Source organism: Rhizobium rosettiformans (assembly GCF_016806065.1).
Taxonomy (GTDB): domain Bacteria; phylum Pseudomonadota; class Alphaproteobacteria; order Rhizobiales; family Rhizobiaceae; genus Allorhizobium.
Map to the genome: position 1 here is coordinate 62,926 of NZ_CP032407.1, position 14,625 is coordinate 77,550.

Genomic DNA, 14,625 nt, shown 5'->3' on the forward strand with positions numbered 1-14,625 from the left:
TACCATCCCTCGATTTATCAGCTATGGGTTGCGCCCTCTAGCAGACTCGTTCAAACGGCACTTCAAACCCACATGAAATCACATAGTAGGTCGTCCGGTGTAATTCGACGTCAACTATTGGATCCAATATGCGGACACCTTTTCGCGCCCTTCTAGATCGAACCGACCACGCTGGCATCCAACCGCAAGGCCCGATTTAAGCTGATGCGGATTCCTCGTCACACCAACTGATATCAAATCACTCCCCACGCCCGAAACCTCCCCCTGCCCGTCATCTCGCGAAGACCGAGCTCCTGCACGATCCGCCGCGCGCCCTGAGGCGTCACCTCAAGTGTCTTCGCCACCATGCCGGCCGAGATCAACGGCCGCGACATGACGAGCTCCACGAGCTCCGGCAGCCTCGATGACGTCCGGCGTCCCTCAAGTTTGCGCATCATCATCTGCCGCGCCAGCACCAGGCGATCATGCTCCTTCAGCCCGGTCTCGGCGGCAATCACCAACGCCCTTGAAATCGCCAGCAACCGCGTCTCGCGATCACGATGCCGGCGCCGATCGACGGGAATAGCCTTGAGCCCGACATTGATCGCTGCGAGATGGGTGCCGGTGGTGACGCCACCCTCGCGCAGGACCGAGGCGGCCAGGAGCCGACCGAGCCAGGGCGCATGCTGGAGCACGGCGATCTCATTCCAGGCATCGAGCGCCACGATGGCCTGCAGGACAGGCGGCAGATCCTGGGCGCGCGCCAGTACAGCCCGCCACTCCTCCAGCCGCTCGTCCTCATCCCAGTCGAGATCGTAGACGAAGGGATCCTTGTCCGGAGCGTTTTTGGCGCGCCCCGGCTTCTTCGCCTCGTCGATCACGGCCCCGGATCGGGCGAGTACTGCATCGATCGCTGCAAGCGCATCACCCAAACCATCATTGTCAAGATTTTCGGCCTCCCCTACCCCAGCCCCAGTGCCACCCACCTCAACATTGCCATCAGACACCCCCTCCCCGTCTCCTACTGATGATGCCGCGGGCCACGCCCGCCCGCGCAGCGAGGCGAGGCCGGGGCTTGAGAGCGCCCAACCAGCTGGATGGGCGGCGATGCGACGTCGGGTTTTCAGTATGTCGCGGGCGATGGTGAGTTCGTGGGTGGGAGCACGGATGTCGCGAAGCGCATCATGCAGGACGAGGTCTTCGAGATGGACGAGTTCACCGTCGACCCAGAGCGAGGCATGCGCCTCAAGGAAATGCGAGCGCTCAAGGAAGCCTTCACCGACGGGAGAACGGGCGATGCGCTCGTCGAGACGCGCAAGCGCGACCGCTGCCTCGGAAGTGGGCCGCAGCAAGCTCTGGATGGGCAATTTCGCGAGATCGTAAGACATTGAAATTATGGTAAATGATTCGTTAAGCGAAAGCTATATGCGCATTACGGTTCTGTACTTTCCATAACGTGCCCGCGATGGCTGACCCCCGATAAGTAACCCTTATCGAAAGTGATTGATTTGACGGCGTTCGGCGCCTAAAGTCGTGGCAAATCACGGCGAAAACCACAGCTGGACGCGCAGAACTAGAGGGCTAACAACAGGATGAAGAGCTCAGTCGCTACGAATGGTCGCTTTGTGCCGTTGGCTTCTGGCAAGCTCGACAAACCGGCGCTTCACCTCTTCGAAGAGTGCTGGAGGCAGTGGCCCGTGATATCCGCTCTCGCTGTCAACAGGGCGAACGTCAGGCCCCGGCCAGACGAAGCGGTTGCTTTCAGTCAGTACGATCCACGACCGTTCGTCGTCGAGACCGAGGCGGCGCTTGGTAGCCGGCGGTATTTCGATTGCGTCGCTGGGATCGGACGGCGGGGAATGGGTGATCGGCAGGACACGAACCGCAGGTGTCCCATCTTCGAGCAAAGAAACAAACGCCAGCACAAGAGCAGGACGATCCTTGTCCCCCTCCTCTCGTCCTTCCAGATGCTGCCAGTGCCAGAGATAGGAATAACGGAAGACCCAGCCGACCTTGGGTTCAGTCGGCAGCATTCTTGTCCATCAGCAGTTCGGAATTGAGATGATCCAGGCCTGGCTCCATTGTCGAAGCCTCGATCGCGGCAAGCTCGTCGTCACTGATCGCAGCCGTCAGATTGACCTTCCGATCGCGCTTGGCCAGCCGGAGATAATCTTCATAGGCCAAGAGCACTGTGCGCGGCCGGCCATTCTTGGTGATGATGACCGGCTCTCGCACGGCCGCATCCTGGTAGGCGCCGAAATTCTTCGAAACCGCAGCTGCTGTCACAATCGATGTCATGGCAGATCCCCTTTGTTACGGGATATACGGGGTTTCCGGAACTTTTGCAAACGCTCCAAGGAATCTGGAAGCACAAGATGACAAGGAAAGCTCCAAACGCCCCTTCCAGCAGCGACACACTCGCGCGCCGCGTGGAAGAACTCGATACTATCGCGTCCGTCTTGCCGATGGAGCGGCGTGACGAACTCGCCGAGCTGCTGACGGATCAGGATGTCGAGACACTCCGTCATCTCGTCAACGAGGGCATGGGCACAAACACGCTGCGCGCACTCACCTCCGATCTGGCCTACTTGCAGGCCTGGTCACTCGCAGCCACTGGACGCTCTCTTCCTTGGCCTACTCCTGAAGCGATGCTGCTGAAGTTCGTCGCTCATCATCTTTGGGATGCGGAAAAGCGCCTGGCGGATCCGGAACATGGAATGCCGGCAGAAGTCGAGGACAAGCTGCGGATCCAGGGATTTCTACGTACTCTCGGGCCGCATGCGCCTGATACCGTACGCCGACGGCTTGCGACCTGGTCGACGCTGACCAAATGGCGCGGGCTTCAGGGGGCTTTCGGCTCGCCCGCCCTCCGGTCCGCCATCAGACTTGCTATCCGAGCAACGCCGCGACCGAGGAGGCGAAAGAGCGCGAAGGCGGTCACCGGAGACATACTTGCAAAGCTCCTCGCGACCTGTGCCACCGGCAGTCTGCGTGACTTGAGAGATAGGGCCATTCTGATGGTAGCATTTGCTTCTGGGGGCCGACGTCGCAGCGAGATCGCGGGCCTCCGGAAAGAACAGTTACAGCAGGAGGATCCTATCGAGGTCGATAGCGGCCCTCCCCTGCCCTCTCTTTCCATCCATCTGGGCCGCACCAAGACCAGCGGTGCCGACAACGACGAATTTGTTTATCTCACCGGCCGCCCTGTCAACACTCTGAACGCCTGGCTCAACGCAGCGAAGATCGACAAGGGTAGCGTCTTCCGGGCGATCGATCGCTGGGGCAATGTTTCGCGCCGGCCCTTGGATCCGAAGGCCATCAATGACATTCTAAAGCACCGGGCGGAACTGGCCGGGCTCGATCCGACGGAGTTTTCCGCCCATGGCCTACGCTCTGGTTATCTGACCGAAGCAGCGAATCGCGGCATTCCCCTGCCTGAGGCCATGGAGCAGTCGCGTCACCGATCCGTGCAGCAGGCTGCGGAGTACTATAACCACGCACAGAGACGCAGCGGCCGTGCATCCCGCCTTCTAAGCTAAATTTGTCCATCGATCGAAGGGGTTGAGAATTTAACTGCGCAGTCTTTGACGACACACTCAAATGCCGGGGCTGTTGGCCCAAATGCGATTCTAGGAGAGCCCGATGCTTCGTGGACTTGCCGTCCTTCTGCTGTTCCAGTTGGTGGGCGAGAGCCTTGTGTTCTTGCTGGGAGTATCCATACCAGGTCCCGTGGCGGGGCTTGTGCTCTTGTTTGCAGCTCTTCCGGTACTGGATCGCCTATGGACGCAGGAAGCAGCAAGTATCGATGAGGCCGCCGAAACCCTACTGTCAAATCTGGGGCTGTTTTTTGTACCGGCAGGTGTCGGCGTCGTAGCGCTGGCCAGCATTCTGAGTGCTCAGATATGGGCACTCGGTGCCGTGCTCATTTTGTCCGCGATTATCACATTGATGCTCACGGTTTGGGCATTCATCCTGGTCAGAAAGCTGATCTCTGTACGGCGTCGGTCATGAACCGATCGCCGATTGAGCTCTGGGTCTACCTTTCAGCCTCCCCTCTCTTATGGCTCACATTGACCCTATTTACCTGGATCTTGGCTTCCGAGCTTTCAAAAAGACTGGGACGGCATCCCCTGGTTAATCCAGTGCTCATCTCCATACTTGCACTTTCCGTCATGATGATCGCGGCCGAAGTGCCATATGAGCGTTACTTCGCGGGAGCCCAATTCATCCACTTCTTGCTGGGCCCAGCTACAGTGGCAATCGCCGTACCTTTGTATAGGAAATGGAACGAAGTCAGGGCCTTACTGCTGCCGATCTCTGTGGCGCTCCTGGTCGGTTCAATCGTGGCTATGGCCTCTGTGATCGCGCTCGGCCAAGTCTTTGACCTCCCGCGGGACATACTGCTGTCTTTTCTTCCAAAATCGGCAACAGCCGGCGTGGCGATGGCGGTTTCACAATCGCTTGGCGGCGATCCCTCATTGACGGCTGTACTAGTCATTCTGACCGGCATCTTCGGCGCGCTGATCGTTACGCCCTTCATGACCATGATGCGAATAAACGACTACGCCGCTCGTGGATTTGCTGTAGGGTTGACGTCCCACGGGATCGGTACGGCTCGCGCCTACGAGGTAAACGCCACAGCAGGACTGTTCGCCGGCATTGCAATGGCGCTTAACGCTGTGGCAACATCGGTCTTAGCCCCATTTGCGGCGCGGTACCTACTTCCATGAGCGCACCGACGGCGTCGCTTTAACCGAACGCCGTTTGATGAGAGGTCTCGGTTAGGCTTTCACGCATTGATCGACAAGGAGATTTCGCGCCATGCCGTGTAGGCATCGCCACGAAGTTCGCGGTGATCGGCGGCAGTCAGATGCTTTCGATGGAGAAGGAAGAGGTTGCCAATCTGGCCGTGAGCTGAAACGAAAGACTGGCATTGTCTAACCGATTTGAACCGCATCATGCGCCGCTCTCGTCGGCGCACAGCCAGATGGGAGTTCTCCGCTCGATTGTTAAAGGCCCTTATGTGAACGATGTTCAATGCCGGGTATCAACTCGGCCTTTGCGGCGGAGTATGACCCCAGCTTGTCGGTCACCATCACACGCGGTGTGAAACCTTGGCTTTTCAGCAGCTTTCGCATCAGTCGGAAAGCGGCTTTCTTGTTTCGACGGCTTTGCAGGAGGGCGTCGAGAACATAGCCGTTGGCATCAATGGCGCGCCACAGCCAGTATTTCTTTCCTTTGATGGAAACGACCATCTCGTCAAGATGACATTTGTCGGCAAATTTCCCTCGCGATCGTCGGCGAAGATGGTCGGCAAATTTACGCCCGAACTTCACGGCCCATTCCGACACTGTTTGAAATGAGACATCGATCCCGCGCTCGGCAAGTAGGTCCCCGACCTCCCGCAGGCTCAGCGGGAGGCGGTAATAGAGCCATACGGCGTGCGCGATGATCTCGGCAGGAAACCGATGGCGCTTGTAGCGGTGTTCAATGTGGTCGGTCGCAAGCTTTGTCATGTAACACGCATACAACTCCGATCGGCACCAGTCAGTTAAGGCGACGCTACCCTTGGCGAAGCTGATCGGTACGTGCCGCACAGATAGCCCGCGCGACGTCAGAGACAAGGCCATCCTTATGGTGGCTTTCGCGTCCGGTGGGCGGCGCCGCAGCGAGATCGCTGGTCTCCGGAAAGAGCAACTGCAGTCGGAAGAGTCGGTCCGGATCGACGGGGCCCCTCCCCTCCAATCGCTATCCATTCATCTTGGCCGCACCAAGACCAGTGGCGCCGAGAACGATGAAGTCGTCTACCTCACCGGTCGGCCGGTAGACGTCCTCAATGCGTGGCTTGAAGCGGGAAAGATCGACAAGGGCAGTATCTTCCGGGCGATTGATCGTTGGGGGAATCTATCGCCCCGGCCCTTAGACCCAACGGCCATCAATGACATCGTCAAGCACCGGGTCGAACTGGCCGAGCTAAATCCTGCGGAGTTTTCGGCCAATGGTCTACGATCTGGCTACCTGACAGAAGCTGCCAATCGTGGCATTCCTCTTCCTGAAGCGATGGAGCAGTCAAGGCACCGTTCCGTTCAGCAGGCATCGCAATACTACAATAGTGCCCAAAAGCGCAGCGGCCGCGCTGCCCGGTTGATGGACTAACATAGGGAGCAACGGAACATCCGATGAGTGAGCTGCAAAACCGCATAGTAGAACGCTTGGCAGCGCTGGACCTTTTGCAGCAGGTGGACTTGACCCGGACAAGCGGGAGAAGCTTATGACGGCAGCGATCGGCCTGTTCCACGCTACCGGCGGGATGGCGATGAACTGAGGGAAATCGTCCTTAAGGCGAACGAACATAACCGCGGCAACGTGGCAGATGCCGTGGCCCAAATGGTCGTCGCAACTGCTGCAGTCAGTTACGCATCCGACCTCGACCTAGTCCAGGCGGCCTACAACTGGATTGATAGCACGCCGATCTCGCTGTCCGACTGAGCTGTTTGGATTTCCGTTGATCTTTGTGTCCCGTCTCTTTAGCTGTGTTCACAACAGCAACCGGACATCATCGGGAGGATGGGCGGTGATATCAGGCGGATCTACCCGATCGGTGTCGAAGGTCGCAGCGGCTGCGACTGCTGCAGCTCTTGTCGCGCTCTTGTCGATACTCGGCACTTGGGCCGCACAATCCTATTTCGCGACCATCAACCGTGCCGAAGAGCGCGCGGTAGCTTCTGTCAAGATCGTCGCAAGCCATGTGTCCTGGATCCATCAGATGGGAACCCAGACGGTGCGCCGGATTGATGATGCACTTCGCCTCACGGACCTGAGGTTCGACGGGAACATCCGTGACATGGATGTCGCAACCCAAGGCTTGCCGATTGGCGTCCAGGCCTACGTTGTCGATGCTGAAGGCCGAACCCTTTATTCGACCGACCCCGAGATCAAGCCTGTCGACATCACGGATCGCGACTACTTTACGGCCGTAAGGAATGGACAGATAGAGTATGTTTCCTCTCTCTTAATCAGCCGCCTGAACGGTGACCAAATTTTTGTCTTCAGTCGGCGTATCGTGCGAGAAGGCAGGTTCATGGGTGCCATAATGGTGTCCGTTCCCGCAGAGATCACGCGACCGATCTGGGAAACGGTCGATCTGGGCGGGGATTATGCCGTCAGCTTTATTCGCGATGACGGCATGCTGGTTGCGCGATATCCGTTGCCCGAAACGACATTGGACATGTCGGGCTACATTCTCTTCACAAAGTATCTAAAGGAAGCGCCGGCAGGAACCTATCGTGCAGAGACATCGCCAATGGACGGAGTGCGTCGTGTAGTTGCCTATCGTCGGGTGGAAGGGACACCTTTCATAGCCGTGGCCGCCGCAGACTATGAATTCCTCATTCAACCGTTTCGGCAGACGCTGCTGATGCTGGGTGTAGTCGCTGTCATAATCATCGGCGGCGCTACCATTGCTGGATGGTGGATCCGGCATCTCCTGAGAGCCCAGGAGCAGCAATCGGCCCAACTCGCCAAGGCGCTCGAATCCAACGAGATGTTGTTGCGGGAAATCCATCACCGGGTGAAGAACAACCTGCAATCCGTGATGTCACTGGTCCGGCTCCAGCTGCGTGGTTCAGAAGGATTCGAGGCTCTCAACAGCCGGATCAAATCGATGATCGCGGTTCACGAGCAGATCTACAAGCACGATACGTATGCACAGATCGATGCAGCCGAGCTTACCCGGGCAGTCGTCTGCAGCGCAGTTGCGGCGCATGATGCAAAGCTTCGTGTCGACTTCGATCTGCAATCTACGCCAGTCTCAGCAGAGAAGGCGACAGCTCTGGCCTTGCTGGTGAATGAAGTTGTGACCAACGCTATCAAGTACGCTTACCCTGACGGAAAAGAGGGTCGCCTGCTCGTTGCTCTAGCGGCATCAGAAGAGTTGGGAAAAAGCATCCTGACCATCACGGACTACGGCGTGGGCTTCGACGTCAGCGCCGTTTCGTCTGGAACGGGTACGCGTCTGATAGACGGATCAGTTCGCCAACTGGATGGAACATACGAAATCCAGTCGCAAGCTGGCACGCAGTTTTCGGCAACCGTCACTCTGGATTGAAGCAACGGTTTGAATACGCGGGTATATGGTCTCCGCTCGTTGGGCGTGGGACGGCCGAGCCGCTTTTTAACGCTCTCGTCAACCTACCACTGAAATCGGATACGCCGGTACACCAGCACTGCGAGCGCGATGTCCATGCGCTCTTCCTTGGAACTCCAACTCTTGTTGTCCCCTGTGGCACAGGCCCCTCACGATGATGATCGTGCCTCATTCCTTTTTGAAACAAGCGAGACAGAGACGTCGATCGCGCATCGTCTCCTTATCCCGCCGATTTGATTGAAACCTCACCTATGCAGTGCGCATCGAGTTTGCGTCGTGAGAATGCAATAGGGCCTTGGCACCAGCATCGTCAGCGTGGTCCAGCATGATATTCGTGATCTCCGGCAGTGCCATTTGGAAGGCTTGCACGCAAGCGGGATCGAATTGGCTGCCAGCTCCAGCGATGATGTGAGCGACTGCTCGTTCAACCGGCCAAGCTTCCTTGTAGGGCCGTACCGTGGTCAAGGCGTCGAAATTGTCAGCGAGCGCCACGATGCGAGCAGATAAGGGAATCTCCTGCGCAGAAAGTTGCCGCGGATACCCCTTTCCATCCCACCTTTCATGATGGTTGCCAGCGATTTCTGCTGCCAGCTGCATCAGGCTGGACTGGGATTCTCGCAGGATTTCACAGCCGACAAGAGTGTGCTTCTGCATCTCCGCATATTCCTGCTTTGTCAAACTGCCCTTTTTCAGCAGGACAGCGTCGGGTATCGCGACTTTGCCGATGTCGTGCATCGGAGCGGCCAGTCGAATATCGGCACAGTATTCGGGAGGCAATCCGTACTCCCGAGCGATCGCTTCAGAGTAATCTGCCACCCTTCTTGTATGTTTGGCGGTCTCTGAGTCCTTGTAACTGGCAGCCAACGTGAGGCGATCAATGATCTCTTCTTCACGAGATCGCAGCGCGGCTACTGCTTTGTCGACCTCGGCCCGTAGCCACTCGGCTGTGTCCGCAAGCTTGTTCTGCGCGATGACAAGCGATAGGAGGTTTCGGACGCGTGCAAGGAATTCCAGCGGATTGATTGGTTTGGTGAGGAAATCAATAGCTCCCGCCTCTAAGGCTGCCATGCGCACCATCTGGTCGTTGTCAGCCGTAACGAATACCGCTGGCTTGCCGCGGTATTTCTCGAACCGCATTATCTCGTTGAGCAGTTCAATGCCGTTCAAAGCCGGCATTTGATAATCAATGACAGCCACGTCGTAATCGAGAGATGGCAGCTCATCCAACACGTCGTTCGGCGCAGCATAGGCTAGCGCGACACAATCCAGCTTTTCGACAAGCTTTGTGAGGAATGTCAGATTGGTCGGATTATCATCGACAAGAAGAATACGCATATTCACACACTCGGTCAGGCGGCCAAAAGGGATCTATAGGATTCGATGTTCCTTTCTAGATCCGACACGCTTTGGCGGGTCAGGGGCCGAGTTCGAAGTTCCTGACAATTCGCGGCGAAGGCTTGCAGGCCGATACTGCTGGCAGCACCTTTGAGGGTGTGCAGCAGATGATCCTGCTCTGCATCCTCACCGTCCTCTGAGCAACGCTGCAGTTTTTGCAGCAAGACGTCGGCATCGTTGAAGAAGCTCGCGACCAATTCCATAAACACCTCCTCGCCGAGGGCGTCGACCATCTCCTTGCGCCTTTCCTCGAAGCTATCGTCCAATCTGGGAGACACAAAGAGGGGCGCGATAGCGGAGTCGCCTACGGATACATGTGTCTGCAGGCTTTCGCGCAGTTTCGCCAAGGTCACGGGCTTTGACTGAAATGCATTCATCCCCGCTGTGTCGCAACGTTGGCGATCATCCTCGGAGGCATTTGCTGTCATGGCGACGATCGGCACCTGACCCCGTCGCCCCTCAAGCTTGCGGATGTGCTGTGTGGCCTCGATGCCGTCCATATTCGGCATCTGCATATCCATAAAGATGAGGTCGAAGTCTTCTGCCCTGGCGAGTTCCACTGCCTCAAGGCCATCGTTGGCGACAACAACTGACTGCCCAAGATGACGCAAAAAGCCGATAGCCACTTGCTGATTAATCTTGTTGTCCTCCACAAGGAGCACCCGCCGCCTCTCAAGGATCACATCGCGTCCACCAGACCGCGCGACGGAGATCGGCATTTCGGCTGGCTTGGCCGGCACCTCAAACCAGAACGTGCTGCCCACCCCCTTGGCGCTTGTAACACCAATACGTCCGCCGAGTTGCTCGATGATTTCCTTGCAAATCGTCAGTCCGAGGCCCGTGCCTCCGTATTTGCGGCTTATCGTTGCATCTACCTGTGAGAATGGCTTGAACAGCTTGCCGATGCCCTCAGGGTCAATGCCGATGCCAGTGTCGGTCACATCGAACCTGACATACGACCGGCCTTCAACCACCTGCTCGCTCACCTTGAGCGTCACAACACCGTTTTGAGTAAACTTCAAAGCGTTGCTGAGAAGATTAAGCAGGACCTGCCGTAGTCGAGTGGGATCAGATTCAATCGCAGGGAATGCGGGCGCCTCCGGATAGATCGCGCGCATCAAATTGCCGTTTTCACCAGCGCGATCTTCAAGAATATCAACAACAGACCCGACGAGCTCTGCGACCACCAGTGGCCGCATCTCCGTGGTCAGCTTGCCATGGTCGAGCTTGGCATAATCGAGGATCTCGTTGATCACCTCGAGCAGAGCCTCGCCGGACTTTTGAATTGTTGTTAGACCTTGGGCAACGGCCCGGTCCGGTCCAGAAAGCTGCAAGAGTTCGGTTGTCCCGAGTATCGCGTTCAGCGGCGTCCTGATTTCATGCCCCATAGTCGCCATGAACTGCGACTTGGAACGATTACCAGCTTCGGCGGCAAAATAGGACTTCTGAAGGTCTTGCGCCATGGCCTCCAAACCAAGACCTGCTGTGCGCACCGACGACAGTTGACGGCGCAGGGAAAAGATCAGGAAACCGACGCAGGCAACGAGAAGGGCGACAAGTACTGCCGATCTCAGTTGAAGCGACAGAAGCGCGGCACGAGCGTCAGCCCGGTCTGAGCTCACTGCATTGTTGGCGTAAATCAGGAGGCTTTCAGTGTTGGTAAGCAACGGCTCAAGAGACGCATCCATTCGCGCCAGATCTTCCGGTCCGAGAGTTCCACTGGCTAAATAGCGATCAAGAATCGGCTCAAGACTGCGGATTGTGTCAAAGATTTTCGCAATCGCTGGACCTGCATCCTGATCACCGCCGAACTTCCGATCGAACGCCCCCTCCTCCAGGATCTTCATTCGCGAGTAAAGAATATCATATCCGTTCGATAAACCTTTAAGCGTTTCGGCCGACACCTCCGGTGCCATGGCAGATAGATGAACGGCCTCGTGCAACTTCCGTGTCTCTCGGTCGAGCTGATAAATTGACCACAATGCGTTTTCACGAATGCCATCCTGTAGGGAGGTATACCTGTGGGCAATCATCAGAAATATTGCGACCAGTCCAATCAGCAGCAAGGCTGCAAAGATCTGCAGGGCGACCGTCACCTTGCTGGCCGTGCGAAGAGCCTCAATGCTGACTGGCTGAATGGTCTGCATCACTGAGTGACCTCGATTTCCTTGATCTGCCAGACCGATCGAGAGAAATACTTCTCATTGTAGAGAGAGCTGTCAGTGTCGAATGGATAGATGAGGAAGAGCGGCCCCTTGTCTCGAATAGACATCAGCTCACCATTCATACGGGTGGCAAGGATTGTGTCGATCGTTGCGGCATCCTCCATTGGAACCACCGCGACGTAGTCGTTGAGCGCCTTCACATTAAGGGTCGTTCCCTTAGCGCCAGCCGCTTCCAGTACCGTTCGAAGAAAGGGTCCCGAAAACTCGATCTCGCCTTTTGTCCATGGCGTCTCCATCTTGCCCGAACGACCGGCGAGTGCCTCAAGCATGGCAAGATCAAATTGTGCTGTCTCTCCAGCATTGGGATTGGCGAGGTCCGATCCTTTGATCGTCAGTATTACTTCGCCCTTGGGTGCATCCAGTGCCATTGTAGGAGCTGCCGCCAGGCTGATAAAAGCGGCGGCGGTGATGAGCAGTTTCAAGGCCATGGTGTTCATCTCGTATCCTCCAGTCTGAACGTTGAACGAACGCGCTGTGTCACGCTGTTAGGGTTAAAAGTGTCTGGCCGCGGCAGAGCATTTGCAAAACGGCACATGCTACGAGAACCTTCGCCAAATACGGCTATTCGCAGAGATCGTTTCGAGAGACGCAAGTTTCGCGCGTTCGAGTTTTGTCGACATGAAGTGCATTGGAGCCCCCTCCCCACAACGGGAGTAAAATCAGTCATTTACCAGTTGGTGGTGCAGGCAGATCTTCATGATCGGCCGATGCGGCAACCAGCTGTGTTCCCTCGCCCAGTTGCTGGCGGTAGCGAGCGTACCTGTTCTTGCCGGAATTCTTTGCTGCATACATGGCGAAATCGGCGGCGCGAAGAATAGCGTCACTGTCCTTGCCATCCGATGGATATGCCGAGATGCCAATCGACGCACTTACAGTGACGTCCTGTCTGCCAATGTCGATCGGTCGACATATTTCCGACAGCAACCGGCGTGCAAAATTGTCAGCGGTATCCGCGCCCTGATGGCGTTCGAGGATCATGGCAAACTCGTCGCCGCCGAGCCGAAAGGCCATCAACGAATCCAGCTTGCTTATCCTTCGACCGATTGTCCGAAGGACTGCGTCGCCGGCATGATGACCAAACGTATCATTGACGGCCTTGAAGCCGTCGAGATCGAGTACCATCAAGCTGAATGGTTTAACCGCTTGCGTAACATCTGCTCTGCGTCCCAGCTCTGCGTTGAACAGGTATCGATTTCCAAGACCTGTCATCTGGTCGATGTGGGCGGCGTTCCACAGATCAAGCTGGCGATTATGAGCTTCTGTCACATCTTGGAGGACACCCTGTATCACGGGCTCGCCTTGATGGTTCAGGCTGTACTGCCCAGCGCTTTTAAAGCGGCGCACCTGTCCAGAGGGATGGCGAAAATCAAACTCCTGCACCATGGGCTCAACACACAGCTCAGGATTCTTCGTGATAGCTTCGATACCGTGGCGGACATCCGCGGAAAGGGGCTCCAGTGCCATTTCCAATGTCACTGGAGCGCCGTGCGGCACCCCGTAGAGGTCGTACACCCGATCTGACCACAACAGTCGGCCGGTTCTAACTTCATAAGTCCAGGCACCAACGCCAGACAGCTCTTCAAGCTGTGCGAGCCATGCTGCGCGTCGTTCGGAGTCTTGTCTCAGGGCTACGAGTTGCTCTTCAAACGAGCGCCGAGCGGAGGCTCGAAAAAGCGCCACATCGTAAACTCGAGGACCCAGGTGGTTGCGCATCGAGATATTGACCAGAACCGGCGATGGCTCGGCATTTCCCTGCACCGTTAGTGCGACCTCGTGGCAGCGGCCTTCAATATGCAGAAGCGGAATGAGAACACTCTCAAGATAGAGCCGACTTGCGGTCGTAAACTTCCGGCTAATTCGCTCGCCCATTATCTCGCGTTCGGACGCGCCGGTCAGTCCGCCGAAACAGGCGTTGGCGCGCAGGATACAAAAGTTGGCGTCAACGACCACCAACGCACACGGGGCATCGTTCCAATCAACCTCGCCATTGTAGGCCTCAGAGATGAGAGTTTGCTGACCCGACATATCGTTCGATCTCTTGGATGACCTCGGCCGGATGACTGACGTGTGGGCAATGTCCCGTTGCCTTGAGTTGAACAAAGGTCGCATTCGGCATTTGGTCGGCTACATATTTGCCAACCTCGACCGGAGCGATGACGTCCTCGGCGCACTGCAAGACCAGCGCCGGTGTGTAAGCCTTTGCCAGGTCTGATCGGTTGTCGCTCCAGAAGGTCAAAGCCGCGAAATGCCTGGCGATCTCAGGGTTGGTTCTGCAGAAACTTTCGCGCAGCGTGTCCGTCAGTTCTGGACGGTCGGAGTTACCCATGATTGCGGGTGCCATTTGCCCTGCCCAACCGAGATAGTTGGACTGCATGGCGTCGATCAGCCCTTCGATATCCTGTTTCTCGAATCCCCCGCGATAGCGATCACCATCGTTGAGGTAACAAGCGGATGGCCCAATAAGAACTAGCTGACTGAACAGTTCAGGCCGTTTGGCTGCTGCCAGGACCCCGATCATCGAACTGACGGAATGACCAACGAAAGCTGCCGGTTCAGTGCAACAATGTTCAATTACTTCAATGCAATCATCTGCATAGTCTGTGAGGGCCTGATAGTGCTTGTACGAGAAATGGCTAGCATCTGAGTTGCCGAAACCCATGAGATCAAACAGGACGATCTGGTGCTTGTTCTGGAATGCAGGCGCAACATCCTTCCACATCGTCTGATCGCAACCCAACCCATGAGCGAAGATTATCGGGCTACGAGCCGTACCGAAGGACTTTATCGCATACTTGTAGGTTGGATCTCGCTGTCGCATAGATATCTCGTATTTTCACATATCTGAAATTATGGATGTTCATTGTTTAGGAAGAGTAAAGG

The 14,625-nt window shown here is 56.6% G+C and carries 12 protein-coding genes and 2 pseudogenes; 5 read left to right on the forward strand and 9 right to left on the reverse strand.

Features of this window, described 5'->3' with window-relative positions; genetic code table 11:
* Nucleotides 1-233: 233 nt before the first annotated feature.
* The 3 genes from D4A92_RS24170 to D4A92_RS24180 all read right to left on the reverse strand — a co-directional run bounded on the left by D4A92_RS24170 (nucleotide 234) and on the right by D4A92_RS24180 (nucleotide 2,277).
* Nucleotides 234-1,367, reverse strand: a complete 1,134-nt coding sequence (locus D4A92_RS24170) for an RHE_PE00001 family protein (RefSeq protein WP_203021134.1) — start codon at nucleotides 1,365-1,367, stop codon at nucleotides 234-236.
* 213 nt (nucleotides 1,368-1,580) lie between these two features.
* Nucleotides 1,581-2,012 carry a plasmid maintenance toxin (PemK-like) gene (locus D4A92_RS24175; RefSeq protein WP_203021136.1) on the reverse strand — a complete coding sequence of 144 codons (432 nt, stop codon included), beginning with the start codon at nucleotides 2,010-2,012 and terminating at the stop codon, nucleotides 1,581-1,583.
* Nucleotides 1,999-2,277, reverse strand: a complete 279-nt coding sequence (locus D4A92_RS24180) for a type II toxin-antitoxin system Phd/YefM family antitoxin (RefSeq protein ID WP_069044349.1) — start codon at nucleotides 2,275-2,277, stop codon at nucleotides 1,999-2,001. Before D4A92_RS24180 ends, D4A92_RS24175 begins: the two co-directional genes overlap by 14 nt.
* A gap of 77 nt (nucleotides 2,278-2,354) precedes the next feature.
* Between D4A92_RS24180 and D4A92_RS24185 the strand changes: the two genes are divergently transcribed.
* The 3 genes from D4A92_RS24185 to D4A92_RS24195 all read left to right on the forward strand — a co-directional run bounded on the left by D4A92_RS24185 (nucleotide 2,355) and on the right by D4A92_RS24195 (nucleotide 4,709).
* Entirely contained in the window at nucleotides 2,355-3,518 is a 1,164-nt protein-coding gene (locus D4A92_RS24185) for a site-specific integrase (RefSeq protein WP_153763800.1), read from the forward strand.
* Between the two features lie 103 nt (nucleotides 3,519-3,621).
* A complete protein-coding gene (locus tag D4A92_RS24190; RefSeq protein WP_069044347.1) occupies nucleotides 3,622-3,990 on the forward strand; it encodes a CidA/LrgA family protein in 369 nt (122 codons plus the stop codon).
* Nucleotides 3,987-4,709, forward strand: a complete 723-nt coding sequence (locus D4A92_RS24195; RefSeq protein ID WP_069044346.1) for an LrgB family protein — start codon at nucleotides 3,987-3,989, stop codon at nucleotides 4,707-4,709. Before D4A92_RS24190 ends, D4A92_RS24195 begins: the two co-directional genes overlap by 4 nt.
* A gap of 59 nt (nucleotides 4,710-4,768) precedes the next feature.
* On the opposite strand, the pseudogene D4A92_RS24200 reads toward D4A92_RS24195, so the two are convergent.
* Nucleotides 4,769-5,495, reverse strand: a pseudogene (locus D4A92_RS24200) (IS6 family transposase).
* A 52-nt stretch (nucleotides 5,496-5,547) separates the two neighbouring features.
* Here D4A92_RS24200 and D4A92_RS24205 point away from each other — a divergent pair.
* A pseudogene (locus D4A92_RS24205) lies at nucleotides 5,548-6,135 on the forward strand (site-specific integrase); the annotation flags it as partial.
* Between the two features lie 445 nt (nucleotides 6,136-6,580).
* On the forward strand, nucleotides 6,581-8,086 hold the full coding sequence (locus tag D4A92_RS24210; protein WP_203020961.1) for a sensor histidine kinase: 1,506 nt from the start codon (nucleotides 6,581-6,583) through the stop codon (nucleotides 8,084-8,086).
* Between the two features lie 288 nt (nucleotides 8,087-8,374).
* On the opposite strand, the gene D4A92_RS24215 is transcribed toward D4A92_RS24210, so the two are convergent.
* The 5 genes from D4A92_RS24215 to D4A92_RS24235 form a co-directional block, all read right to left on the reverse strand.
* The gene (locus tag D4A92_RS24215) at nucleotides 8,375-9,460 is read right to left on the reverse strand and encodes an HD domain-containing phosphohydrolase (RefSeq protein ID WP_203020963.1); all 1,086 of its coding nucleotides are present in this window, start codon (nucleotides 9,458-9,460) and stop codon (nucleotides 8,375-8,377) included.
* 14 nt (nucleotides 9,461-9,474) lie between these two features.
* A complete protein-coding gene (locus D4A92_RS24220; protein ID WP_203020965.1) occupies nucleotides 9,475-11,667 on the reverse strand; it encodes an ATP-binding protein in 2,193 nt (730 codons plus the stop codon).
* A complete protein-coding gene (locus D4A92_RS24225; RefSeq protein ID WP_246754167.1) occupies nucleotides 11,667-12,182 on the reverse strand; it encodes a molybdopterin-dependent oxidoreductase in 516 nt (171 codons plus the stop codon). Before D4A92_RS24225 ends, D4A92_RS24220 begins: the two co-directional genes overlap by 1 nt.
* Before the next feature lie 226 nt (nucleotides 12,183-12,408).
* Nucleotides 12,409-13,770, reverse strand: a complete 1,362-nt coding sequence (locus tag D4A92_RS24230) for a sensor domain-containing diguanylate cyclase (RefSeq protein ID WP_203020967.1) — start codon at nucleotides 13,768-13,770, stop codon at nucleotides 12,409-12,411.
* Entirely contained in the window at nucleotides 13,742-14,464 is a 723-nt protein-coding gene (locus tag D4A92_RS24235; RefSeq protein WP_246754168.1) for an alpha/beta fold hydrolase, read from the reverse strand. Before D4A92_RS24235 ends, D4A92_RS24230 begins: the two co-directional genes overlap by 29 nt.
* Nucleotides 14,465-14,625: the final 161 nt, after the last annotated feature.

Bases quoted from the DNA above. Each gene is read 5' to 3' on its own strand.
- D4A92_RS24225 (WP_246754167.1), bottom strand. From the start codon at position 12,182: ATGAACACCATGGCCTTGAAACTGCTCATCACCGCCGCCGCTTTTATC.
- D4A92_RS24235 (WP_246754168.1), bottom strand. From the start codon at position 14,464: ATGTGGAAGGATGTTGCGCCTGCATTCCAGAACAAGCACCAGATCGTC.
- D4A92_RS24215 (WP_203020963.1), bottom strand. From the start codon at position 9,460: ATGCGTATTCTTCTTGTCGATGATAATCCGACCAATCTGACATTCCTC.
- D4A92_RS24230 (WP_203020967.1), bottom strand. From the start codon at position 13,770: ATGTCGGGTCAGCAAACTCTCATCTCTGAGGCCTACAATGGCGAGGTT.
- D4A92_RS24220 (WP_203020965.1), bottom strand. From the start codon at position 11,667: ATGCAGACCATTCAGCCAGTCAGCATTGAGGCTCTTCGCACGGCCAGC.
- D4A92_RS24180 (WP_069044349.1), bottom strand. From the start codon at position 2,277: ATGACATCGATTGTGACAGCAGCTGCGGTTTCGAAGAATTTCGGCGCC.
- D4A92_RS24170 (WP_203021134.1), bottom strand. From the start codon at position 1,367: ATGTCTTACGATCTCGCGAAATTGCCCATCCAGAGCTTGCTGCGGCCC.
- D4A92_RS24190 (WP_069044347.1), top strand. From the start codon at position 3,622: ATGCTTCGTGGACTTGCCGTCCTTCTGCTGTTCCAGTTGGTGGGCGAG.
- D4A92_RS24175 (WP_203021136.1), bottom strand. From the start codon at position 2,012: ATGCTGCCGACTGAACCCAAGGTCGGCTGGGTCTTCCGTTATTCCTAT.
- D4A92_RS24195 (WP_069044346.1), top strand. From the start codon at position 3,987: ATGAACCGATCGCCGATTGAGCTCTGGGTCTACCTTTCAGCCTCCCCT.
- D4A92_RS24185 (WP_153763800.1), top strand. From the start codon at position 2,355: ATGACAAGGAAAGCTCCAAACGCCCCTTCCAGCAGCGACACACTCGCG.